A 20,289-nucleotide genomic window follows, 5' to 3' on the forward strand; every position below is an offset into this window, starting at 1 on the left:
TCCTGCCTGTGTGAAGTGATGTGCGCCGCTGCCGCTCAAGCGCGTTGCCTGCGTTTGTCGATGACGTCGCGAATCTGGTAGTAGCTGCCGAGCGCGGGCATGAACCACGGCTTGCCGCCATAGAGCGGATGCGTGAGCATCGGCGTGCCGTAGGCGCTGGTTTCGGGCGCTTGTCCTTCGACGATCAGGCGCGCGACCTTGTAGCCGAGATACGTCATCATCACCACGCCGCTGCCGTTGCAGCCGAGTGCGTAGTAGACGCCATCGGCGGTGCGGCCCAGATGCGGGAGGAAGTCGAGCGTGAGCGCCACCGTGCCGCCCCAGCTATACGCCACCTTCACGCCGGCCATCTGCGGAAAGCGCTCGACCATCTGCGCATGCAGGATCGCAGCCGACTGGCGGCGATCGAGGTTGTAAAAGCGCGCCCGGCCACCGAACAGCAGGCGCGTGCCGTCCGGCGAATAGCGGTAGTAGTTGACGACGCGGCGCGTCTCCGAGATGCCGCGACGCTTCGGTATCAGCGAGGCGCGCAAGTCGGCCGGCAATGCCTCGGTGGCGATCTGGTGCGATACGACCGGCACCACGCGACGTTGCAGATCGGGCGTCGACGAACCTGTGTAGCCGTTCGTGCAGATCACGACGTGCCGGCTGGCGAGCGCGCCGCGCGGCGTCTCGACCCGGTATTGCGCGCCGACTCGCGCAATGCTGCCGACCGGGGCGCGGCTGCATACGGTGACGCCCGCGCCGCGCGCCGCGGCGAGCAGACCGGCGAACATCATCGACGGATGAAGCTGGCCCGCCCGTTCGAGCAGAACGCCGCCGGCATAGATGTCGCTCGCCAGTTCGCCGCGCAGTTCGTCGCGTGAAAGCAGCCGCGCCCCGGCGCGCGCATACGTGTTCAGATTGACGATGCGCTTGCGCCACGCGGCCAGATGCGCGTCGGTCCACATCGCGTTGATGCGCCCGGCCTTCACGTAGCTGCATTCGATCGCGTTGTCGCGCAGGATGCTTTCGAACACCTCGTAAGACGCCGACGCTTCGCTCAACAGGGTGCGCTGACGCTCCTCCGATACCGAACCATCCAGCTTTTTTCCCGACGGCGCCTTGCCGACATTCACGCCTCCCGACACCTGTCCGCCGCTGAGCGTGCTCGCGCCGATGCCCGGCACATCCGCTTCGAGCACGGCCACGCGCAAGCCCTGCTTCGCCAGTTCGAGCGCGCACGACAAGCCCGCATAGCCGGCGCCGACAATCGCGACGTCCACCTCGCGGGGCACCTCCGACATCAGTTCATCATGCGGACGCCAGTCTTGCCACCAGTACGGCGTGTCGGTGAAATCAAGGGAAAAAACGTCGTTGCGCGTGGACACGGTCGAGTCCCTGGTTGGATTGAATAGCCCCGCTCGCCGGACTCAGCGAGGGCGTGAAAAAACCAGCGGCTTCCGCGAGCCTTCGGTCGCGGTCTCGGGCCGCGCTGTCATGGCGCCGATAACGCGTCGCTCACGTCGTGCAGCGCATGGCGTGCGATAGCAACGATCTCGTCGATGTCGGCGCGCGTGGCGATGAGCGGCGGCGCAAAGCCGACAATGTCGTTCGTGCCCAGCGCGCGCACGATCAAACCGCGCGCGAGCGCCGCCTGCGCCACCCGTTGGCTCGCCTTCGCCGCGGCCGGAAAGGGTCGTCGTTCAGTCTTGCCGGCCATCAGTTCGAGCGCGGCGAGCATGCCCACGCCCCTCACGTTGCCGACGAGCGGATGCGCGTCGAACGCCTCATGCAGACGTGCCTGGAAATAGGCGCCGACCTCCGCCGCATTGCTCACCAACTGCTCGCGCTCGATGATGTCGAGGTTCGTCAATGCCGCCGCCGCGCACACCGGGTGGCCGGAGTAGGTCCAGCCGTGATTCATCGCGCCCTGCTCGCGCGAGCCGCGCTCGATCACATCCCACACGCGCTCGCTGACGATCACGCCGGACAGCGGCAGATACCCGCTCGTCAGCCCTTTCGCCACCGACATGAGATCCGGCGCGAGGCCGTAGTGCTCGCTGCCCATGCGCGAACCGAGGCGGCCGAAACCGCACACCACTTCATCGACCGCGAAGAGAATGTCGTGACGCTCGAGCACCGCCTGAATCGCGGGCCAATAACCCGACGGCGGCGGCACGATGCCGCCCGAGCCCATCACCGGCTCGCCGAAAAACGCGGCGATCGTGTCGGCGCCCTCCCGCGCGATCAGTTGCTCCAGGTGCTCGACGCAATCCGCGACGAACTCCGCCTCGCTCGCGCCGGGGCGTGCGTCGCGATAGAAGTCGGGGCTCGCCGTGTGCAGCACCTGCGGCATGGGCAGATCGAAACCGGCGTGAAACTTCGGCTGCCCTGTCAGGCTGCCGGTCGCGATGCCCGAGCCGTGATAACTGCGCTGCCGCGCGATGATCTTTTTCTTGCGCGGCCTTCCGAGCACGTTGTTGTAGTACCAGGCGAGCTTCACCTGCGTCTCGTTGGCGTCCGAGCCCGACATGCCGTAGAACACCTTCTTCATGCCGGGCGGCGCCCACTCTTCGATCAGACGCCGCGACAGTTCGACAGCGGGGTCGTTCGAGAAGCCCGCATACGTGTGATAGAACGACAGCCGGCGCGTCTGGGCGGCGATCGCGTCGGCCATTTCCTCGCGTCCATAGCCGATGTTCACGCAGTAAAGCCCCGCGAACGCGTCGATGTACGAGCGCCCCGCGTGATCTTCTATGCGGATGCCCTGTGCGCGCGTCATCAGCCGCGCATCCAGTTCGCCCGACGCATGGTCGGACGCGTGCGTGCCGGGATGCATCAGATGCCGCCGGTCGGTTTCGAGCGTGAGCTCGCCGCGCGTGTGCATGGTTGCATTCATGTCGATGGGGATGTCGGTGTCGACGAAGTTCATGTTTTGTCCGCCGCTGAGGAATTGGCCGCAGCGTCCCACCGCGGATGCCACGCCGGCTGGCTCACGCGACCGTCGGCGCGAGCCAGCGCGCCGATGCGCGCCATCGAACTCGCATCGAGTTCGAAATCGGATACCGCAAGGTTTTCGCCGATGCGCACCGGGTTCGACGACTTGGGAATCGCCGCCACGCCGGGCTGCTGCACGAGCCAGCGCAAGATGATCTGGGCCGGCTTGCGTCCGTGTTCGCGTGCGATCTCCGCGATGACCGGATCGGCAAGCAGCTTGCCGCTGCCGAGCGGCGTGTGCGCGATCAGCGCCATGCCATGCCGGCGACACGCATCGAGCACCAGGGTCTGGTCGAGATACGGGTGGTATTCGCACTGATTGGCGGCCAACGGCACCGAGGCGAGCGCGACTGCGCGATCGAGCAAGGCCACCGGAAAATTCGATACGCCGATATGCCGCGTCAAGCCGCTGCGCTGCGCTTCGCACAGCGCGCCGATGGTCTCTTCCAGCGGCACTTCAGGGTTGGGCCAATGCACCAGCAGCAGATCGACGTGATCGAGCCCGAGCCGCGCGACGCTTGCCTCGGCGGCACGCCTGAAATCCGCGGCGCGCAATTCGGTGTGCCACACCTTGGTCGTGACGAACACCTCGTCGCGCGGCAGACCGCTCGCGGCGAGCGCCTGCCCGACCGCCTGCTCGTTCTCGTAGCGCGCCGCCGTGTCGATATGCCGATAGCCCGCTTCGAGCGCCGCGCGCACCGCTTGCACGCCTTCCTCATGCGTGGACCGCCAAGTGCCGAGGCCGATTGCGGGGATGCGCGCGCCATGAGCCCGGATAACCGGCGAGGCGTCGAGCGGCTGAAAAGAGAGTCCCATTGCCGTAATCGTTCTCCAATGCTTTCCAACTCGATGAGGGTGTGCCACAATACGGCACAGCGTTCCACAAACAGTGAACGAAAAGTAACACGCGCTTTTTTGCGTTGCAAGCGCAGCGTGGGCGAGCGCTCGCCCGTCGCCGTCCTTCATCGGAGACCTGCATGAAAAGTTTGTTGAAGAGCCTCGAGATCCTCGAGGCTGTGTCGAAGAACCAGCCGGTCAGCGTGGGCGTGCTGGCACGCTTGCTCGATATGCCGAAGTCGAGCGTGCAGCGCGTGCTGCTGACGTTTCACGAGGCGGGCTGGCTTCGTCAGTCGAGCGGCGATCTGACGCGCTGGGAAGTGGGACCGCGAATTCTCGGCGTGCGGCCTGCCGCGCTGCGCGGCGGCGCGCTGTATGCGGCCGCGCGTGAGCCGATGCGCGAGTTGCGCGACCTGACCAACGAAACGGTTCATCTGTCGGTGCCGGACAGCACCAACTCGATGGTCCTGATCGACCGTGCGGACTGTACGCAAACGGTGCGCACGTTCAGCCCGATCGGCGATCCGAGCCCGTTCCACGCCACCGCCACGGGGTTGGCGGTACTGGCGTACATGAAGGAAGCCGAGGTCGACGAAATCCTGAGCCGCGACCTGCCGAAGTTCAGTGAAACAACGCCATGCGATCCCGCCGAAATACGGCTGGAACTCGAGCGCATCCGGCAACGCGGCTATTCGGTGAATCTCTCGCAGTACCGTCCCGCGGTGTGCGCGATCGGCGCGCCGATCATCGATTCAGACGGCGCGCCAGCGGCGAGCATCTGCATCTCGATGCCGGAATCGCGCTATGACCCGGCACGTCTTGAAGAATGGGGCAAGGCGGTCGCGAAGGCCGCGGCTGCGATTGGCGTGTAGCAATCCGGTAGGGGTGGGGCGACGCGCGATTCACGGCGCGCCATGCCGTCGCCGCTTCCCGTCAGAACTTCAGCACGCCACGAGCCTCACCAGGCGCAGCACGATTTCGTGCATGCGCGTGCCGGGCAGGAAAAATTCGGCGACACCCAGCGCTTTCAGCACCCCCGCGCTTTCGGCCTGAACATTCCCGCCGAGCACGACGGGTATCGCGGCATGCCGCGCGCGCAATTCACGCATCAATTGCGACGTCAACTCGACATGTGCGCCCGCGAGCGATGACACGCCGATCATGTCGACCTCGTTCGCCAGCGCGCGCCGCGCAACTTCCGCGGGCGAGATGAAGAATTCGTTGGACACGACCTCGAAGCCCGCATCGATCAACGCGGCAGCCACCGCTTGCGCGCCGCGATCGTGGCCGTCCTGTCCGAGCTTCGTGATCATCACGCGGGGCTTGCGCCCCAGCGTCGATGTCAATTCATCGACCTGTTCGCAGGCAGCTTTCCACCTTGCATCCGACGAAAGCGTTTCCTCGTAGATGCCGGCGCTCGCATGCAAACCGATCGCATGACGCGGCCACACGGCTTCGAGCGCGCGCGTGCATTCGCCGACTGTCGCGCGCGCACGCATGCAGCGGATCGTCAACGCGAGCAGGTTGCCCGTGCCCTCGCGCGCGGCCGTTTCGAGCGCGTCCAACGCACGCGCCACATGCTGCGCATCGCGCCGCAGCTTGACCTCCGCGATGCGACGGAGCTGGTGGCCGCGCACTTTTTTTCCGTCCAGTTCGAAACATGCGGGCGCTTCGTCAGCGTCGCCATGAACGAACGCGTTGACGCCCACCACGACGCGTTGCCCGCTATTTCGGCCTGCAGCGTCACGGCCGATTCGTGAATGCGTTGGCGAATCCATCCCGAGCGAATCGCTTGCACGACGCCGCCGCGCGCGTCGATCTCGCCGATCAGCGAACGCACGCGCGCCGCGATGTCGGCCGTCAGCGCTTCCATCATGTACGAACCGGCCCACGGATCGACGACGTCGCACAGTCCCATTTCGTGCTGAAGCATGAGTTGCGTGTCGCGAGCGAGACGCGACGACGATGCCGAGGGCAAGGCCAGCGCCTCGTCAAAGGCGTTCGTATGCAGCGACTGCGTGCCGCCGAAGACGGCCGCCAGCGCTTCGACGGTGGTGCGCACGATGTTGTTCGACGGCTTCTGCGCGGTCAGCGACCAGCCGGACGTCTGGCAATGCATCCGCAGAGCGCGCGCCTTGTCGGAAGCCGCGCCGCACTGCATCGCGAGTTCCGACCAGACGAGACGCGCCGCGCGCAGCTTCGCCACCTCGACATAGAAGTCCGTGCCGACGCCGAAGAAGAAGCTCATGCGCTCGCAGGCGTCGTCGGCATTCATGCCTCGCGCGCCAAGCGTTTCGATGTAGGTGCGCGCATGGGCCATCGTCAGCGCCAGTTCGAGCACGGGATCGGCGCCGGCCTCCTGAAAGTGATAGCCGGACACCGATAGCGCGTTGAAGCGCGGAGCATGTCGCGCGAGATAATCGACCACGTCGGCGGCGATTCGCAACGACGGTTCAGGCGCGAAGATGCAGGTGTTGCGCACGATGAACTCTTTGAGAATGTCGTTCTGAATCGTGCCGGTCAGTTGCGCTGCGGCCACGCCGCGCTCCTCGGCCGCGACGATGAAGGCGGCCAGCACCGGCAGCACCGCGCCGTTCATCGTCATCGATACCGAGGTTCGGTCGAGTGGAATGCCCGCGAAAAGACGCGCCATGTCTTCGACCGTATCGATCGCGACCCCGGCCAGCCCGACCTCGGCGCTCCCGCGCGGATCGTCCGAATCATAGCCGCGCTGGGTCGGCAGATCGAACGCGACGGACAAACCCTGCGCCCCTTCCGCCAGCGCGGTGCGAAACGCGAGGTTCGAATCGGCCGCTTCGGCGTATCCCGCGTATTGCCGGATCGTCCACGGCTTCGCCGTGTACATCGACGCGTATGGACCGCGCACGAACGGCGCGGCGCCAGGCATGCTGTTCAGATGCGCGACGCCAGCGAGGTCGGAGGCGGTATAAAGCGTCTTCAGCGGCACGGCGCGGCGCCGGGGCCTGGGCCGGGACTGCAAGCGCAGCGGCGCCTCGCGTTTGACGGCGGACCTCATCGCTGTCTCCAGCGTTTTTCCGTGACGACGTCGGCAATCTTCAGGTTGTCGCTGCCGCGTCGCACTTCGCTCCAATGCACGATGCCCTGCCCGCTTTCGCGTTCGCCGACCACATGCACGTTCAACGCATCACCGATGTTGACGTTGCCATAAAAGTGCAGCGACCGGCTCGCGATCACGGGCGGCTCCGCAAACCGGTGCCGTTGCCATTCGGCGCGATCGACAAACGACTGGAAGCTCGCGAAGTAGAGAAAGTCCGCGCCATTGAAGTCGTTGTTCGGACAGGGAAGAAAGCGGGCGGCCTCGTGCACGCCAGGCTCGAGCCCTTCGCATGAGGCCCAGTCTCCCGCCCTCAGGCGCTTGCCCGTTTGCGTCATGGCCAGCGCTTCGTCGGGCGCCGGACTGATCGCCCCCGCCAGCGCGGCAAGCGTTGCACGCGCGACCGAACGATTGTTGCGCGCTTCGGCGCGCGTGACGAACGTCGACGACATCGACACCTCCGCGATCGACGCATCGTCACGCACGATGCGGTGTGTGCTGAAGTGCCGGACCGGACCGGTCCTGCATAACGCGGTGTGAATGTCGAACTCGTCGTTCTCGCGCACGGCATCGAAACCGTGCGCCCGCAGGCGGATCGCGGTGAAGGCGGCATACGAGCGGCCGCCGTTGTCGTCGCTGAAATCCGGCGTGGCTCGCCCTGCGTGCGCGGCCAGCGCCTCCCAATGACGATGCCCGCATTCCTTCAGCAGCCAGTTCTCCGACAGGCCGGTGAAGCTCAATTGCGGCATGCCCGCGCGATAGCGTCCCGTCGTGTTCTGCATGGGCTTCGGTCGCTCAGGCCGCGAGACTATCGGTTGCCGGATCGGACGCATCGAGCGACGCGCGAATGGCGTCGACGACATAAGCCGCGTCGCGCGCGACGCCCGAGAAGCGCCCCGACCCCCACGTATGCAGCCACGGCAAGCCGATGAAATACAGCCCCGCTTGCGGCGTGATGCCCCGCGTGTGCGCCGGATAGCCGCGTCCATTGAACACGGGCGCATCGATCCAGCTGAAGTCCGGCGTGAAGCCGATGCACCAGATGATCGACGTGATGCCGCTCGCCGCCAGATCGAGCGAGGTGCGCTCGCCGTCCGGCCGCCATACCGGCTCATAGGCCGCTTCGCGCGGCGCGTCGATGCCGTGCCGGTCGATGAACGTATCGATGCTCGCGTTGATGCGGTTGTAGGTATCGTCCGCGCTGTCCAGGTTCTCGATCAGGTTCGGTGCGAACTGCAGGCGGCCGTCGCGCAGATCCTCGAGCCGGCCGTACAGCTCCATGCCTTCCAGCGCGAAACGCCGCAGATCGATGTCGCGTCCGCCGTCGCGGCCGGTCACGTAGTGGTTCGTGTTGTCCCGCACGCCTTCACGCAGCGGATGCTGCTCGACGGGCATGTCGTAGTAGTGCATGTCGGCGAGCCAGTCGACCACGTCGCGTCCGCGATAGAAACGCGCGCAGCGCGGCGCCTCGCCGACCGCGAGGTAGACCTTGCGCCCGGCCAGATGCAGATCCTCGGCGATCTGCGCACCCGATTGTCCCGAGCCGACGACGAGCACCGCGCCGTCCGGCAAGACCTCGGGATTGCGATAGTGCGAAGACTGCATCTGCACGATCCCGGCGGGCAGGCGCTCGGCCATGCGCGGCACGATCGGCGTGTGATAGCCGCCCGACGCCACGACGACGTGATCCGCGGTGAACTCGCCATTCGAGGTCGACACGTTGTAGCATCCATCGGCGTCGCGCTTCACGCGTTTGACCTCGGTGTGCTCGAGCACCGGCGCGTCGACCATCGCGATGAAGCCGTCCAGATACGCGATGATCTGATCCTTCTTCATGAAGCCATGCGGATCGTCGCCGCGATACGGGTAGCCGGGCAGCGCGCATTGCCAGTTCGGCGTGACGAGACAGAATGCGTCCCAGCGTTGCGAACGCCAGGTGTGCGTGACCGAATGCTTTTCGAGCACGAGATGATCGATGCCGGCTTCTTTCAGGTAGTAGCTGATGGACAGGCCCGCCTGGCCGCCACCCGCGACGATGACCGGGTAGTGACGATTCGCATGGGCCGCCTGAGGGCCAGGGCTAACGGTTGTGTTCGACATGGTTCTTTCCTGCTTTTCGTATGAATGTTCCGGCGCGCGGCCATTGCTTCGTCAATGGGCGCGCCGCATTCAGGTTTCACAAAAGTTCGACGACCTTCACGACCGCCAGCGGGTCCGACGAAAAAGCCTCGGCCTGCTGCTCGATCTGCGCGAGCTGATCCATCGCGGCCGAACAGGCGAAGCCGTATTTCTCGCGCACGCGCTCGGAGCCGATCTGCAAAGCCTCGCGCGAGCGTTCGACAAACTCGCTCAATGCATAGCTCTCGCCCGCGGCAAGGAACTCGCCGACCACCGTCGACGGCGAATAGCAGTTGGCCTCGGTGCCATCGGGCCACTGGACCCTGAAGTGCATGACTGGCATGACATATCCTCGATGAGTGAAGGGTTCAGACGGGAGCGGGTTGCAGTTGCCGCCGGTACAACGCGATGTGACGGCGGGCGCTCGCGGTCCAGCTGAAGCGCTGCAACAACTCAGGCACCGCGTGGGCGAAATCGATGCCGCCGCGCGCATCGAGCGAACGGCGCAACGCGCCGGCGATGCTATGCGCGTCGTCAGGCTGCGCCCAGCAGCAGACGCGTTCATCGAGGTACTCGATGAACGGCGCGATGCGCGAGACGACAACCGGCGCGCCCGACGCGAGCGCTTCCAGCACGACCAGCCCGAAACCCTCGCGCAACGACACCATCGAGACGACATCCGCGCGGCGCAGGAGCGCGGGCATGACCTCGTCGTCGAGCGGGCCGGTGACGACGATCGGACAGCCCGCGCCAAGCGCAAGATTCAGCGCCGCCGCGCGTTCGAAAAACCGCCGGCCATAGGCGTCGTGATCCAGAAGACTCGCGCCGCCCGCCACGACGAGTTGCGCATCGGCATGCGTCTGCCTGAGCAACGCGAACGCTTCGAGCAGTTGCAGTGTGTTCTTGCGTTCCTCGATGCCGCCGACCGCCAGCACGACGGGCGCGCCGACCATGCCGAATCTTGCGAGCAAGGCCGTGTCGGTGGCGTCGCGTTTTGCCGTGAAGCGCGTTAACTCGACGCCGTTCGTCACGGTCACCGCGTTCACGCCGAAGTCGCGCTGCATCCGGCGCGTCCACGCATCGCTGACGCAATAAACGGCGTCAGCATCGGCATACGCGCGCCGCTGCCATTCGGCGAGGCGCGGCACGGCGAAGTCGTCGAGATGGTGGACCGTTCGCACGAACCCGCGTATCGCGCCGTCATGCCGAAGCTCGGCGAGCGCGTTGCCGCTGATGCTGTCCTGCGCGTGGAGAACGTCGAAGCTCGTCGGATCGCTGGCCAGCAACGCGGCCTTCAACGCATCGATACGCGTCCGCACCATCGATACCGTGTCGCTCGCGTTGCCAGCGACCCGAGCGAGCACGATCCGGCACGGCGACGCCCGGAACATCGCGGCCCCGCCCACCGACGGCGCGAAGATCGTCACGCGATGCCCCGCGTCATGCAATGCGCGCGCAAGTTCGAGCGTGTGCACGACGCCGCCGCGCGGGTTCACCGAGTGCGTGAAGAGCGCGATTCGAAGGGGACGTGTCTTCATGCGCGCGCTCCCGAAGGCGCGCCGATGAACGGCCCGTCGCCGAAATTCCAGAGCAGCGCCGCGTCGCCGCGCTGAGTGAGCACCACTTCGCGCGACGCATCGACTTCGCCGATCACCGCGCACGCCAGATCGCGTGCAACGAAGCGCGCGAGCAGTTCGTCGACGTGTTCCGCGCGCACCGACAGCACGAAGCCGAAGCTCGGAAACGCGCTGAGCCAGCGCTCGAAGTCGACGCCCGGCGGTCGTGGAATCGCGTCGAGATCGATTCGCGCGCCCATCGCCGAACATTCGAGCAGCATCAACGACGTGCCCAGCACGCCGGCCATGCTGATGTCCTTCGCGGCATCGCACAGGCCGCTTTCCGCGAGCGCGGGCAGCAGCTCGAGATCGTCGCGCAAGCGCTGCGACGGCGCGCCGACCGAGGCGTTCCAGAACGGGTACGGGTCTTCGAAGCGGCCTCGCAGATCGACGGCCATCACGAGCCGATCGCCTGCGCGCGCCTTGAAGCTCGACAGCAACGCGCGCGCCCGGCCCACGATCGACACCGCGAGTTGCGGCTGCGCGCTGCGCGTATTGCTATGCCCGCCCACCACCGGCACGCCGTAGGCAAGCGACGCCGCCGCCATGCCGGCCAGCACTTCTTCGGCCGCGCCGAGGCCGTCGCTCCACAGCGCATCGACGACGGCAAGCGGCCGGCCGCCCATCGCATACACGTCGCTGATGTTGACCATCACGCTGCTGTAGCCCGCGAACCACGGCATGGCTTCGACGAAATCGCTCACCAGCCCTTCGATCGCGAAGAGCAGGTAGCCGTCGCCGTCACGGATCGCCGCGCAGTCGTCGCCGAGCGCGACCGCCTGCGCGAGATCGCGCACGCCGTGCGGCAGGCGCTGCGCCAACGACGCGACGACGCCCGCAATATCGGTTTTATGCCGGAAGCCGCGGCTTGCCCTTAGCCGTTCAACGAGCGAAGCGATGCTCATGAGCGGCCCCGCGACGACGTGACGAGCCCGCTCTCCGGCGTAAAGCACGGCGGATAGTGCGCGAGGTCCGCTTCCATCAGATGATGCGCACGGCCGAACAGCATCTCCTCGCCCACCGATTGCCAGTGCAGACGCCGGAACAACGGCACATTCTGGCTTTGCACATGCGCAAGAAACGTCTCGCAACCGAGCGCGTGCGCGCTGCTCACGGCGAGCCGGATCAGCGTCGAGCCGAGCTTGCCGTGCGAGCGGAACGCCGCATGCACCGCGAGCCGCGAGCCCAGCCACACATGCGGCTCGGTCTCGTGAATCCGTACGGTGCCGACGACCTGCTCCGGCACGCCCGCGATGCAACTCAGCGCGACCAGCAGCTTCGCGCGAGCGTCGATTTCATCGCGGTCGTCGCCGGCGAAGATGCCCTGCTCCACGCAAAACACCGCGCGCCGCAGCGCATAAGCCTCGTTGCTTTCCCACGGCAGCGTCGCCCATTTCACGCGGTACTCCGCAGGCGTGAACGCAAGCGGTAAGGCGTCCAGTTCATCGACGGCTTCGCAGAACATGGCTACTCCTCGTACGATGCCAGCGACGAACATGCGCCGCATTTGCCGCAGCCCGCCTTGATGTCGGCGGAACGCATCCGCGCGTCGCGCAGCATCGCACCGAGCGGAACCAGCACCGACTTCATGAACGCCGGCGTCGGCGCGGGATGGTCTTCGAGCGGCGTGCCGCTGATCGGCACGAACGGCACGACGAACGGATAGACGCCGAGCGCAATCAGTTCACGCGAGATCGACAGGATCGCGTCGGCGGTGTCGCCCAGTCCGGCGAGAATGTACGTGCTCACCTGCCCGCTGCCGAACACCGCGACGGCCGCCTTGAACGCCTCCCTATAACGCGACACGGACACGCTCGCCTTGCCGGGCATCACGCGTTCGCGCACGGCGGGCGTCACCACTTCCAGATGCATGCCGAGCGTATCGATGCCGCTCGCCTTCATCCGCTCGAACCAGCGGTCGTCGTCGGGCGGCTCGCATTGCGCCTGGATCGGCAGATCGACAGCGGCCTTGATCGCGAACGCGCTTTCGCAGAGGATCCGCGCGCCGCGATCGCTCGTCGGCGGCGTGCCCGTCGTCAGCACCATGTGCTTGACGCCGTCGAGCAGCACGGCCGCGCGCGCGACCTCGGCGAGCTGTTCTGGCGTCTTGCGCGCAATCGTGCGGCCCGCCGCGAGCGACTGGCCGATTGCGCAGAACTTGCAGGTCTTGCGGCGGCTTTCGTAACGGATGCAGGTTTGCAGCACGGTCGTCGCGAGCACGTCGGTGCCGTGCAGCGTGGCGATGTGCGAATACGGCACGCCGTCCAGCGTTTGCAAGCGCGTGAAGCGCGGCGCCTTCGGAAAGCTGATGTCCGCGATCGGTATCGTGCCGCGCAGCAGCGCGCTCGCGCCCGCTTCATCCGGCGCACTGGCGACGAACGGCGAGTTCCACGCCGAACTCGTATGCACCGGCACCATGATCGTCACGCCGTCGACGGTGACCGCCTTGTGATCCGACGGCCCCGCGCCGCCGCGCCGGCTCGCGACGCCCGCGTTCGGATCGACCAGACGCAAACCCGCGGACTGCAACTCGGTGCGCAGTTGCGTCATCTGCCGGTGCCGTTCGGTTCCCACTTCACTCGACTGCCGGCTCATGGCCGGCGGGTTCGCGCTGGTATTCATCCTGACCTCCACCCGTGGTATCGAAAGCGGCGTCGGCGCTGAATCGCTCGAACGCCGTGTTCATCGGCGCGACCGGGGTCGCGGGACGATCGTTGATCGCAAGGCTCAACAACTCGGGCCGCGCGTAATGGCCGACCGAGTCCATCATCCGTTTGCGCTTCGTGATGAGCGACATGTCGAGATCGGCAACCACCATCCCTTCGCCTTCGCGCAAGGGCTCGGCGAGATGCTGTCCTTCCGGCGACACGATCGCGGTATGACAGCCGCCGCGCAGCGCCTTTTGCAGCTTTGGATCGCTCGTCACCGAATCGATCTGCGCCTCGCTCAGCCAGCCCGTCGAGTTGACGACGAAGCAGCCCGATTCGAGCGCGTGATGACGAATCGTGACTTCGATCTGCTCGGCGAAGATCGGCCCGACGAGCGAACCGGGGAACTGGCTGCAATGGATCTCTTCGTGCTGCGTCATCAACGCATAGCGCGCGAGCGGGTTGTAGTGCTCCCAGCAGGCGAGCGCGCCGACGCGCGCTATACCCGTCTGCGCGACCTTCAGTCCCGCCGCGTCCCCTTGGCCCCAGATCATCCGCTCGTGAAAAGTCGGCGTGAGCTTGCGGCGTTTGAGCACGAGGCGACCGTCGACGTCGAACACGAGTTGCGTGTTGTACAGGCTGCCGTGATCGCGCTCGTTCACGCCGAGCACCACCACCATCGCGTGACGGCGCGCCCGTTCGGCTACCGCCTGCGTGACGGGCCCCGGCACGACAACGGCCTGTTCATACAGCCGCATGTGATCGGCGCCCGACGCGACGGGCGGAAGCACGAACGAAAAGTACGGGTAGTACGGCACGAACGTCTCGGGAAAGACGATCAGCTGTACGCCTTTGGACGCGGCTTCGTCGATCGCGGCGCACACCTTGTCGAGCGTGCCGCCGGGACGATCGAACTCCGGTGCGATCTGCACCGCGGCCGCTCGGATGATTCGCTGGTCGGACATGATCGGCACCCGGCCCGCGCTCAAACGGTCCACGTGTGGATGATCAGCGCGTTCTCCTTGCGATGGAGAAGCTGGATATCGAGCACGTCGAGCGGACTGACCGGACGAATGCCTTCGATCAGCGACGCTTCGCCATGACCGTACAGCGCCTGCAATGCGAAGCGGCAGGCGTACACCTTGCCGCCCTCTTCCATGAACTTCGCGAGCTGCTTGTTGAAGTTCAGATGACCCGGAAAGGCTTCGTCGCCGAGCGTCGGAAAGCCGCGTTGCAGACCGAGCGTGACGCCCGGCCCGTACAGCAGCACCGATGTATCGAAGCCCTTGCGTTGCAGGCGCGTGGCCTGCAACAGATTGACGAAACCGATCGAGCCTTCGAACGCGACGGTGTGAAACGTCACCAGCGCCTTTTCGCCGGGTTCGGCTTTGACGTCGGGGAACACCTTCTCTTCGTAATCGACCAGAAAATCGCCTTTCTGATGCAGAGGTTTATTGACGGCGGGCATATCACTCTCCAATAAGTCGCGTAATTGATCGTATTTGCCCGCCGGAAAATGGCCGGCTGGCGAATTCAATAACGCAATGGATATGCCAATATCCGGCGCGAAACATGCAATCAACTTCCAATCATTCAAAGAGCGATTGTTCGAGCGACCCGAAAAAAATTTCGCATGCCTTGTTCGACGGGACTTTGCGCCGAATCGCGCAAGGCGGCCGCGCACCCTGTCAGCGCAGCGCAAGACCTGTTCATGCGTGCGCATGGTGCGGCAAACCCCGAAAGCGTGCATTCATCCAATCAATGCGATCAACTCTCAGGTCGAATGAAAAATGATTTATTTCTATTGCGAACCGCGTGCTACTTTCGAGCGACGCCAATAAGGAATGTTTAGCATGGACAGCCTCACGCATCACTGGCTCAAGCGATTAACCGAAAGCCGCAAACCGGCTTATCTGGTGATTCCTGATCTGATCGAGGAAGATCTCGCGAGCGGGCGTCTGCGTCCGCGTGACCGTCTGCCGGGTCTGCGCGATCTGGCGACCGCGCTGCAACTGAACTACACGACCGTCGCGCGCGCCTATGCCGAAGCGCGCAAGCGCGGCCTGCTCGACGCGCGCGCCGGCAGCGGCACCTTCGTGCGCGGCCGAACCCAGACGTTGCCGCTCGCGGGCGGCAGCAGTGTCGAGATGTCGATGAACATGCCGCCCGAACCGCCCGAGCTCGCGGCGCGCCTGCGCGAGTCGGCAGCGAGTCTGTTCGCGCACGCCGATCCGTACCGCCTGCTGCGCTATCAGGATTTCGGCGGCACGCCCGACGATCGCGCGGCGGGCCGCGCCTGGCTGAAAGAGCGTCTGCCCGACTGCACGGACGATACCGTGCTCGTCTGCCCCGGCATTCATAGCGCGCTCGTTGCGCTCGTTTCGCAACTCGCGCGCCGCGGCGAGACGATCTGCCTCGACACGCTCGCGTATCCCGGCATCAAGGCGATCGCGTCGCAACTCAGCGTGCGCCTGCAACCGCTGCCGCGCGACGACGAAGGACCGCTGCCTCATGCATTCGAAGCGCTGTGCAAGAGCGAAAAACCCGGCGCGTTCTATTGCAATCCGACGCTGCAGAATCCGAGCACGCTCACGTTGCCGGGTCAGCGCCGCGAAGCGCTCGCCGACGTCGCGTTGCGCTATAGCGTGCCGATCATCGAAGACGACGCTTACGGCTGGCTGCCGGCGAAAAAGCCCATCGCGCTTGCCGCGCTCGCGCCCGAGTTGACCTATCACGTCACCGGCTTTTCGAAGACGCTCGGCGCCGGTTTGCGCGTCGCCTATCTGCGCGCGCCGACCGCGCGGCAAACGCAACGCATTGCCGGCGCGTTACGCGCGACGACGGTCATGCCCAGTCCATTCACGGCGATGCTGGCGACGCAATGGGTCAACGACGGCACCGCGCACGAGATGCTCGATGCGATTCGCGTGGAGGCCAATGCGCGCCAGGCGATCGCCGCGCAGGAACTCGCTGAATTGCGCTACGACGCGCACGTCGACGGCTTTCACCTGTGGCTGCCCATTCCGGCGCAATGCAACTGGAGCGCGCCCGAGCTGGCGTTGCAACTGCGTAATCAGGGCGTCGGCGTGGTGGCGGGCGCCGCGTTCTCGACGGACGGCAATCCGCCCAACGCCGTCCGCGTGTGCCTCGGCGGGCCGCAAGATCGCGACGATTGCCGCGACGCGTTGCAACGCGTCGCCGAGACGCTGAACGACCCGCATCATCTGCATATGCCGATGATGTAGGCGGTCATGTCGATCTTCGGCGCATACGGCACTACCGTGGGATGTTGAGCGTAGCAAGTGTCCGCAAGCGCTAGCCGTTGTCGCCTCCGGCGACTGGCAACACGGTCCCGGTGATGTAGCCCGCCTCGTCCGAAGCGAGGAACAGAATCGGCGCGGCCTGTTCCTCGATGCTCCCATAGCGTTTGAAGAAGGTCGATTCGATGACCTGCCTGACCGCTTCGCTCATCCAGATCCTCTCCCGCTCGCTATCGCCGGCCGTATTGCGCGGGACGCGTCGCGGAGGCGCATCGGTCCCGCCCGGCGCGGTCGCAACCACGCGGATGTTGTGCTCCGCGTATTCCATCGCGAGCGACTGCGTAATCGCGTTGACGCCGCCCTTGGCCGCCGAATACGGTACGCGGCGGATACCCCGCGTCGCATTCGATGAGACGTTGACGATGGTCCCGCCGCCACGCGCGAGCAGATGCGGCAACACGGCATGGCAGGCGTACAGCGTCGGCATCAGGGAGCGGCGGATTTCCGCGTCGATCTGTGCCGGTTCGAACTCGGCGAACGGACGCATGCGAATCGCGCCGCCCACACCGTTGACCAGAATATCGATGCCGCCAAACTTGCGCACTGCAAAGGCCATCGCCGATGCCGCGCCGTCGTACGTCTCGAGGTCGGCGACGAAGCCGGCCGTGTCCGCGCCGCTCGCTTCGGCGGCGACCTCGGAGACGAAGTCGGCGCGGTCGACGAACAGCACCTTGCCGCCTTCGGCCGCGGCGCGAAGCGCGACCGCGCGACCGATGCCCTGTGCGGCGCCGGTGACCACCATCACCTTGCCGGCAAACCGTTGCGTGCTCATGCCGCCCTCGGTGCCGCGTTAGGCGTGAACTTCTCGTAGTGGAAGCTGTTGGGCTTCACGCCGTTGGCGTCGAAATGCTGACGCACCGCATCGACCATCGGCGGCGGCCCGCACAGGTACACGTCCACGTTGCCATCGTTGACGGCCTCCGCCGGCATGTGCTGCATGACCCAACCCCTGCGGGGATGGGTCGAATCCGTGTCGGCCACGACGGTGCTGTAAGTGAAATTCGGCAGCTTCGCCACGTACCCGTCGATTGCCTCGACCTGCACGAGATCGAGGTCTCGCGTCACGCCGTAAATCAGATGGACTTTTTGCTGCGACTTCGCACGGGCCAGCACTTCGAGCATCGACAGGAACGGCGCCAGCCCGGTGCCGCCCGCGAGGAACAGCAACGGCCGCTCCACGGCGCGCAGATAGAAGCTGCCGAGCGGTCCGGTCAGTTCCACCTTGTTGCCGGCCTGCGCGGAGTCGAGCCAGGTGCTCATCACGCCACCCGAAATTTTCTTGATCAGAAAACTGACTTTCGATTCGCCCGGCGCCGACGAAAAAGAATATGAACGGTGCTGACCGCTGCCAGGAACGTCGATGTTGACGTACTGGCCCGGCAGGAACACCGGCGCGGTCGCCTCCACATCGAGTTCGAGCACGATGGCCGCGTCGTTGTGCGCTTCGATCTTCGATACGGTCGCGGCGAACCTGCCTTGCCCAGTCTTGCATGCGATGGAAGACGCCGGCACCGCGATGACACAATCGCTTTCCGGCACCATCTGGCACGTGAGTACGAGACCGCCTTCCTTCTCGTCTTCGGTCAGCGCATCTTCGATGTAATCGTCGCCCAGGTCGTAGCGTCCGCTCTCGGCTCGGCACTTGCAGGTGCCGCACACGCCATCGGAGCAATCCATCGGCAGGTTGATCTTTGCGCGAAAGGCGGCATCGAGTACCTTTTCGCCCGCCTTGCATGTCACGAAGCGGGTCACGCCGTCTTCGAAATTCAGTGCAATGTTGTAGCTGGACATCTTGCCTCCTGGTCTTCTCTTCTCATTTCCGCAGGGTTTGCGCTCAAACGTGATAGACGTCGAGTACCTGGCGGATGTAGTCGTCCTTAAGCACAATTCGCTTGCGGGAAATCAACAGTTCATCGCCGACCTTTCGCAGCGTGACGAACATCGTGCCGAAAAACTGGTCGGTGGTTTTGTAACGGTGGCTGAGCGTGTTGAAGTTGTAGCGCACGTCCACTTCGTTCTCGCGCTCGGCCAGCACTTCCACGTTGGTGACGTTGTGACTGGTTCGCGGTTCAGGCATCGAGGCGCCGCTGCGTTCGGTCTTGATACGGAACACCCGGTCTTCCAGGCCGCCACGGTTCGGGTAATACATCAGCGAAATCTGACTCTCGTGGTCGTCGGTAAGCTGGTCGTCGTCGTCCCACGCCGGCATCCAGTAGGTGACGTCCCCGGTATAGCAGGCAAGCCAGTCGTCCCATCGACGGTCGTCGAGCAGGCGCGCTTCGCGGAACAGCGCGGCGCAAATCGTCTGGTAATCGAAGCTCATGCCAGGGCCTCCCCGTGTTCCTTTTTGAGTGCGTCGCTCATCACGCGCACCCAGTATTCGTGCTGACACACGAACAGGCCTTCGTCCTCACTCCGCTCGCCCGAGATCAGCGGCTTCATGCCCATGCTTTTCGCGTTGGCGTCGGGACCTTCGATCCACAACGGCGCCCCGCGCGAAAGGTCGTTCCACAACGCAGTGGTGCCGGCATAGCCAGCCTGGCAGGCGCGAAACTCTTCGAGGTCGTCCGCGGTGCCCATGCCCGAGACGTTGAAGAAGTCTTCGTACTGGCGGATGCGGGTCGCCCGCTCGGCTGCGCTCTCGCCCTTCGGCGCGAAACAGAAGATGCTGACTTCGGTCTTGTCCACGCTGATCGGACGTACCACGCGAATCTGGGTGCTGAACTGGTCCATCAAAAACACGTTCGGATACAGGCAAAGATTCCGTGTCTGATTGACGATGAAGTCCGCCTTCACGTCGCCAACGCGTGCCTTGATTTCGTCGCGGTATCGATGGACCGGTCGCACTTCCGGGTTCATCGTCCTGGTCCACAGCAGGATGTGGCCGTGGTCGAACCCGTACACGCCGGCTATCGACTTGCTCCAGCCATTCGCGTCCACGGCCTTGGTGCCGTCGGCCTTGCGCCGGTCCATCGTCGCAGCGTAGTTCCAGTGCACGGTGCTGACGTGGTAGCCGTCGCAGCCGTTCTCCATCTGCATCTTCCAGTTGCCGTCGTAGATGTAGGATGAATTGCCGCGCAACACTTCCAGACCGTCCGGGGCCTGGTCAACGATCTGGTCGATGACGACCCTGGTCTCGCCGAGGTAGTCCTCCAGTGGAATCGCGTCTGCATCGAGGCTGCCGAACAGAAAGCCGCGATAGCTCTGGAAGCGTGCGACTTTCTTCAGGTCGTGCGAGCCGTGGGTATTGAATTGAACCGGGTACTCGGTGGTCTTCACGTCTTTCACTTTCAGCAGCTTGCCGGTGTTGGCGAAGCTCCAGCCGTGGAACGGACACGTGAAGGTGCCTTTGTTGCCGTGCTTTTTACGGCACAGCATCGCGCCCTTGTGCGCGCACGCGTTGATGACCGCGTGCAGTTCGCCGTTTTTGTCGCGCGTGATCACGACAGGCTGGCGGCCAATCCAGGTGGTGTAGTAGTCGTTGTTGTCGGGAATCTGGCTTTCATGGGCGAGATAGACCCAATTGCTCTCGAAGATGTGCTTCATCTCAAGCTCGAACAAATCGGCGTTCGTGAAGATGTCGCGGCGGCAACGGAATACACCGTTTTGCCTGTCGTCCTGAACGGCGGTGTGCAGCAGTTCATCCAGTTGCCTGGCTTTGTCGATAATGGCGGACATGTGTGCTCTCCCTACGC

Annotated in this window: 19 protein-coding genes and 1 pseudogene; 2 read left to right on the plus strand and 18 right to left on the minus strand. The window is 65.0% G+C overall.

Translation table 11 applies throughout. The features are described from left to right. Positions 1 to 35 precede the first annotated feature (35 nt). The 3 genes from ACOCG7_RS21975 to ACOCG7_RS21985 form a co-directional block, all read right to left on the minus strand. Positions 36 to 1,370, minus strand: a complete 1,335-nt coding sequence (locus tag ACOCG7_RS21975) for an NAD(P)/FAD-dependent oxidoreductase (protein WP_083083795.1) — start codon at positions 1,368 to 1,370, stop codon at positions 36 to 38. Positions 1,371 to 1,477: 107 nt separating this feature from the next. Then, positions 1,478 to 2,881, minus strand: coding sequence for an aminotransferase (locus ACOCG7_RS21980; RefSeq protein WP_193615263.1), 1,404 nt, complete (start codon positions 2,879 to 2,881; stop codon positions 1,478 to 1,480). A gap of 29 nt (positions 2,882 to 2,910) precedes the next feature. After that, positions 2,911 to 3,795, minus strand: coding sequence for an aldo/keto reductase (locus tag ACOCG7_RS21985; protein ID WP_083083797.1), 885 nt, complete (start codon positions 3,793 to 3,795; stop codon positions 2,911 to 2,913). Positions 3,796 to 3,956: 161 nt separating this feature from the next. On the opposite strand from ACOCG7_RS21985, the gene ACOCG7_RS21990 reads away from it, so the two are divergent. Beyond that, positions 3,957 to 4,688 carry an IclR family transcriptional regulator gene (locus tag ACOCG7_RS21990; protein WP_083083798.1) on the plus strand — a complete coding sequence of 244 codons (732 nt, stop codon included), beginning with the start codon at positions 3,957 to 3,959 and terminating at the stop codon, positions 4,686 to 4,688. Positions 4,689 to 4,757: 69 nt separating this feature from the next. Here the strand turns inward: ACOCG7_RS21990 and ACOCG7_RS21995 are convergent, their stop codons facing one another. The 11 genes and pseudogenes from ACOCG7_RS21995 to ACOCG7_RS22045 all read right to left on the minus strand — a co-directional run bounded on the left by ACOCG7_RS21995 (position 4,758) and on the right by ACOCG7_RS22045 (position 14,742). Continuing rightward, positions 4,758 to 5,315, minus strand: coding sequence for a cobalamin-dependent protein (locus ACOCG7_RS21995; protein ID WP_421380521.1), 558 nt, complete (start codon positions 5,313 to 5,315; stop codon positions 4,758 to 4,760). A 6-nt stretch (positions 5,316 to 5,321) separates the two neighbouring features. Next, a pseudogene (locus ACOCG7_RS22000) lies at positions 5,322 to 6,853 on the minus strand (methylmalonyl-CoA mutase family protein); the annotation flags it as partial. Beyond that, complete coding sequence (locus ACOCG7_RS22005) at positions 6,850 to 7,674, minus strand: Pnap_2097 family protein (protein WP_083083800.1); 825 nt, start codon at positions 7,672 to 7,674, stop codon at positions 6,850 to 6,852. The pseudogene ACOCG7_RS22000 and the gene ACOCG7_RS22005, both read right to left, overlap by 4 nt. Before the next feature lie 13 nt (positions 7,675 to 7,687). Next, complete coding sequence (locus ACOCG7_RS22010) at positions 7,688 to 8,992, minus strand: MSMEG_0569 family flavin-dependent oxidoreductase (protein WP_083083801.1); 1,305 nt, start codon at positions 8,990 to 8,992, stop codon at positions 7,688 to 7,690. Between the two features lie 76 nt (positions 8,993 to 9,068). Then, on the minus strand, positions 9,069 to 9,353 hold the full coding sequence (locus ACOCG7_RS22015; RefSeq protein ID WP_073428049.1) for an MSMEG_0570 family nitrogen starvation response protein: 285 nt from the start codon (positions 9,351 to 9,353) through the stop codon (positions 9,069 to 9,071). Positions 9,354 to 9,378: 25 nt separating this feature from the next. Continuing rightward, positions 9,379 to 10,548, minus strand: a complete 1,170-nt coding sequence (locus ACOCG7_RS22020) for an MSMEG_0565 family glycosyltransferase (protein ID WP_244744964.1) — start codon at positions 10,546 to 10,548, stop codon at positions 9,379 to 9,381. After that, positions 10,545 to 11,531: a sll0787 family AIR synthase-like protein gene (locus ACOCG7_RS22025; RefSeq protein WP_083083803.1), complete on the minus strand. Its 987-nt coding sequence runs from the start codon at positions 11,529 to 11,531 to the stop codon at positions 10,545 to 10,547. The genes ACOCG7_RS22020 and ACOCG7_RS22025 overlap by 4 nt, the downstream gene beginning before the upstream one ends. Further along, entirely contained in the window at positions 11,528 to 12,091 is a 564-nt protein-coding gene (locus ACOCG7_RS22030; protein ID WP_083083804.1) for an MSMEG_0567/Sll0786 family nitrogen starvation N-acetyltransferase, read from the minus strand. Before ACOCG7_RS22030 ends, ACOCG7_RS22025 begins: the two co-directional genes overlap by 4 nt. 2 nt (positions 12,092 to 12,093) lie before the next feature. Then, positions 12,094 to 13,248: an MSMEG_0568 family radical SAM protein gene (locus tag ACOCG7_RS22035; protein ID WP_416448073.1), complete on the minus strand. Its 1,155-nt coding sequence runs from the start codon at positions 13,246 to 13,248 to the stop codon at positions 12,094 to 12,096. Then, the gene (locus ACOCG7_RS22040; RefSeq protein ID WP_073428119.1) at positions 13,202 to 14,239 is read right to left on the minus strand and encodes a Nit6803 family nitrilase; all 1,038 of its coding nucleotides are present in this window, start codon (positions 14,237 to 14,239) and stop codon (positions 13,202 to 13,204) included. The genes ACOCG7_RS22035 and ACOCG7_RS22040 overlap by 47 nt, the downstream gene beginning before the upstream one ends. Before the next feature lie 20 nt (positions 14,240 to 14,259). Further along, on the minus strand, positions 14,260 to 14,742 hold the full coding sequence (locus tag ACOCG7_RS22045; protein WP_083083805.1) for an MSMEG_0572/Sll0783 family nitrogen starvation response protein: 483 nt from the start codon (positions 14,740 to 14,742) through the stop codon (positions 14,260 to 14,262). 385 nt (positions 14,743 to 15,127) lie between these two features. On the opposite strand from ACOCG7_RS22045, the gene ACOCG7_RS22050 reads away from it, so the two are divergent. Next, entirely contained in the window at positions 15,128 to 16,519 is a 1,392-nt protein-coding gene (locus ACOCG7_RS22050) for a PLP-dependent aminotransferase family protein (RefSeq protein ID WP_083083806.1), read from the plus strand. Between the two features lie 70 nt (positions 16,520 to 16,589). Here ACOCG7_RS22050 and benD read toward each other — a convergent pair whose 3' ends face one another. The 4 genes from benD to ACOCG7_RS22070 are packed head-to-tail and all read right to left on the minus strand — an operon-like array spanning position 16,590 to position 20,272. Next, positions 16,590 to 17,366: a benzoate diol dehydrogenase BenD gene (benD, locus tag ACOCG7_RS22055; RefSeq protein ID WP_083083807.1), complete on the minus strand. Its 777-nt coding sequence runs from the start codon at positions 17,364 to 17,366 to the stop codon at positions 16,590 to 16,592. Beyond that, on the minus strand, positions 17,363 to 18,385 hold the full coding sequence (benC, locus tag ACOCG7_RS22060) for a benzoate 1,2-dioxygenase electron transfer component BenC (RefSeq protein WP_083083808.1): 1,023 nt from the start codon (positions 18,383 to 18,385) through the stop codon (positions 17,363 to 17,365). The genes benD and benC overlap by 4 nt, the downstream gene beginning before the upstream one ends. A 43-nt stretch (positions 18,386 to 18,428) precedes the next feature. Further along, a complete protein-coding gene (benB, locus tag ACOCG7_RS22065; RefSeq protein ID WP_083083809.1) occupies positions 18,429 to 18,917 on the minus strand; it encodes a benzoate 1,2-dioxygenase small subunit in 489 nt (162 codons plus the stop codon). Further along, complete coding sequence (locus tag ACOCG7_RS22070) at positions 18,914 to 20,272, minus strand: Rieske 2Fe-2S domain-containing protein (RefSeq protein ID WP_083083810.1); 1,359 nt, start codon at positions 20,270 to 20,272, stop codon at positions 18,914 to 18,916. The genes benB and ACOCG7_RS22070 overlap by 4 nt, the downstream gene beginning before the upstream one ends. Between the last annotated feature and the right edge of the window lie 17 nt (positions 20,273 to 20,289).

The organism is Paraburkholderia sp. DD10 (assembly GCF_049177125.1).
GTDB classification, from domain to species: domain Bacteria; phylum Pseudomonadota; class Gammaproteobacteria; order Burkholderiales; family Burkholderiaceae; genus Paraburkholderia; species Paraburkholderia terricola.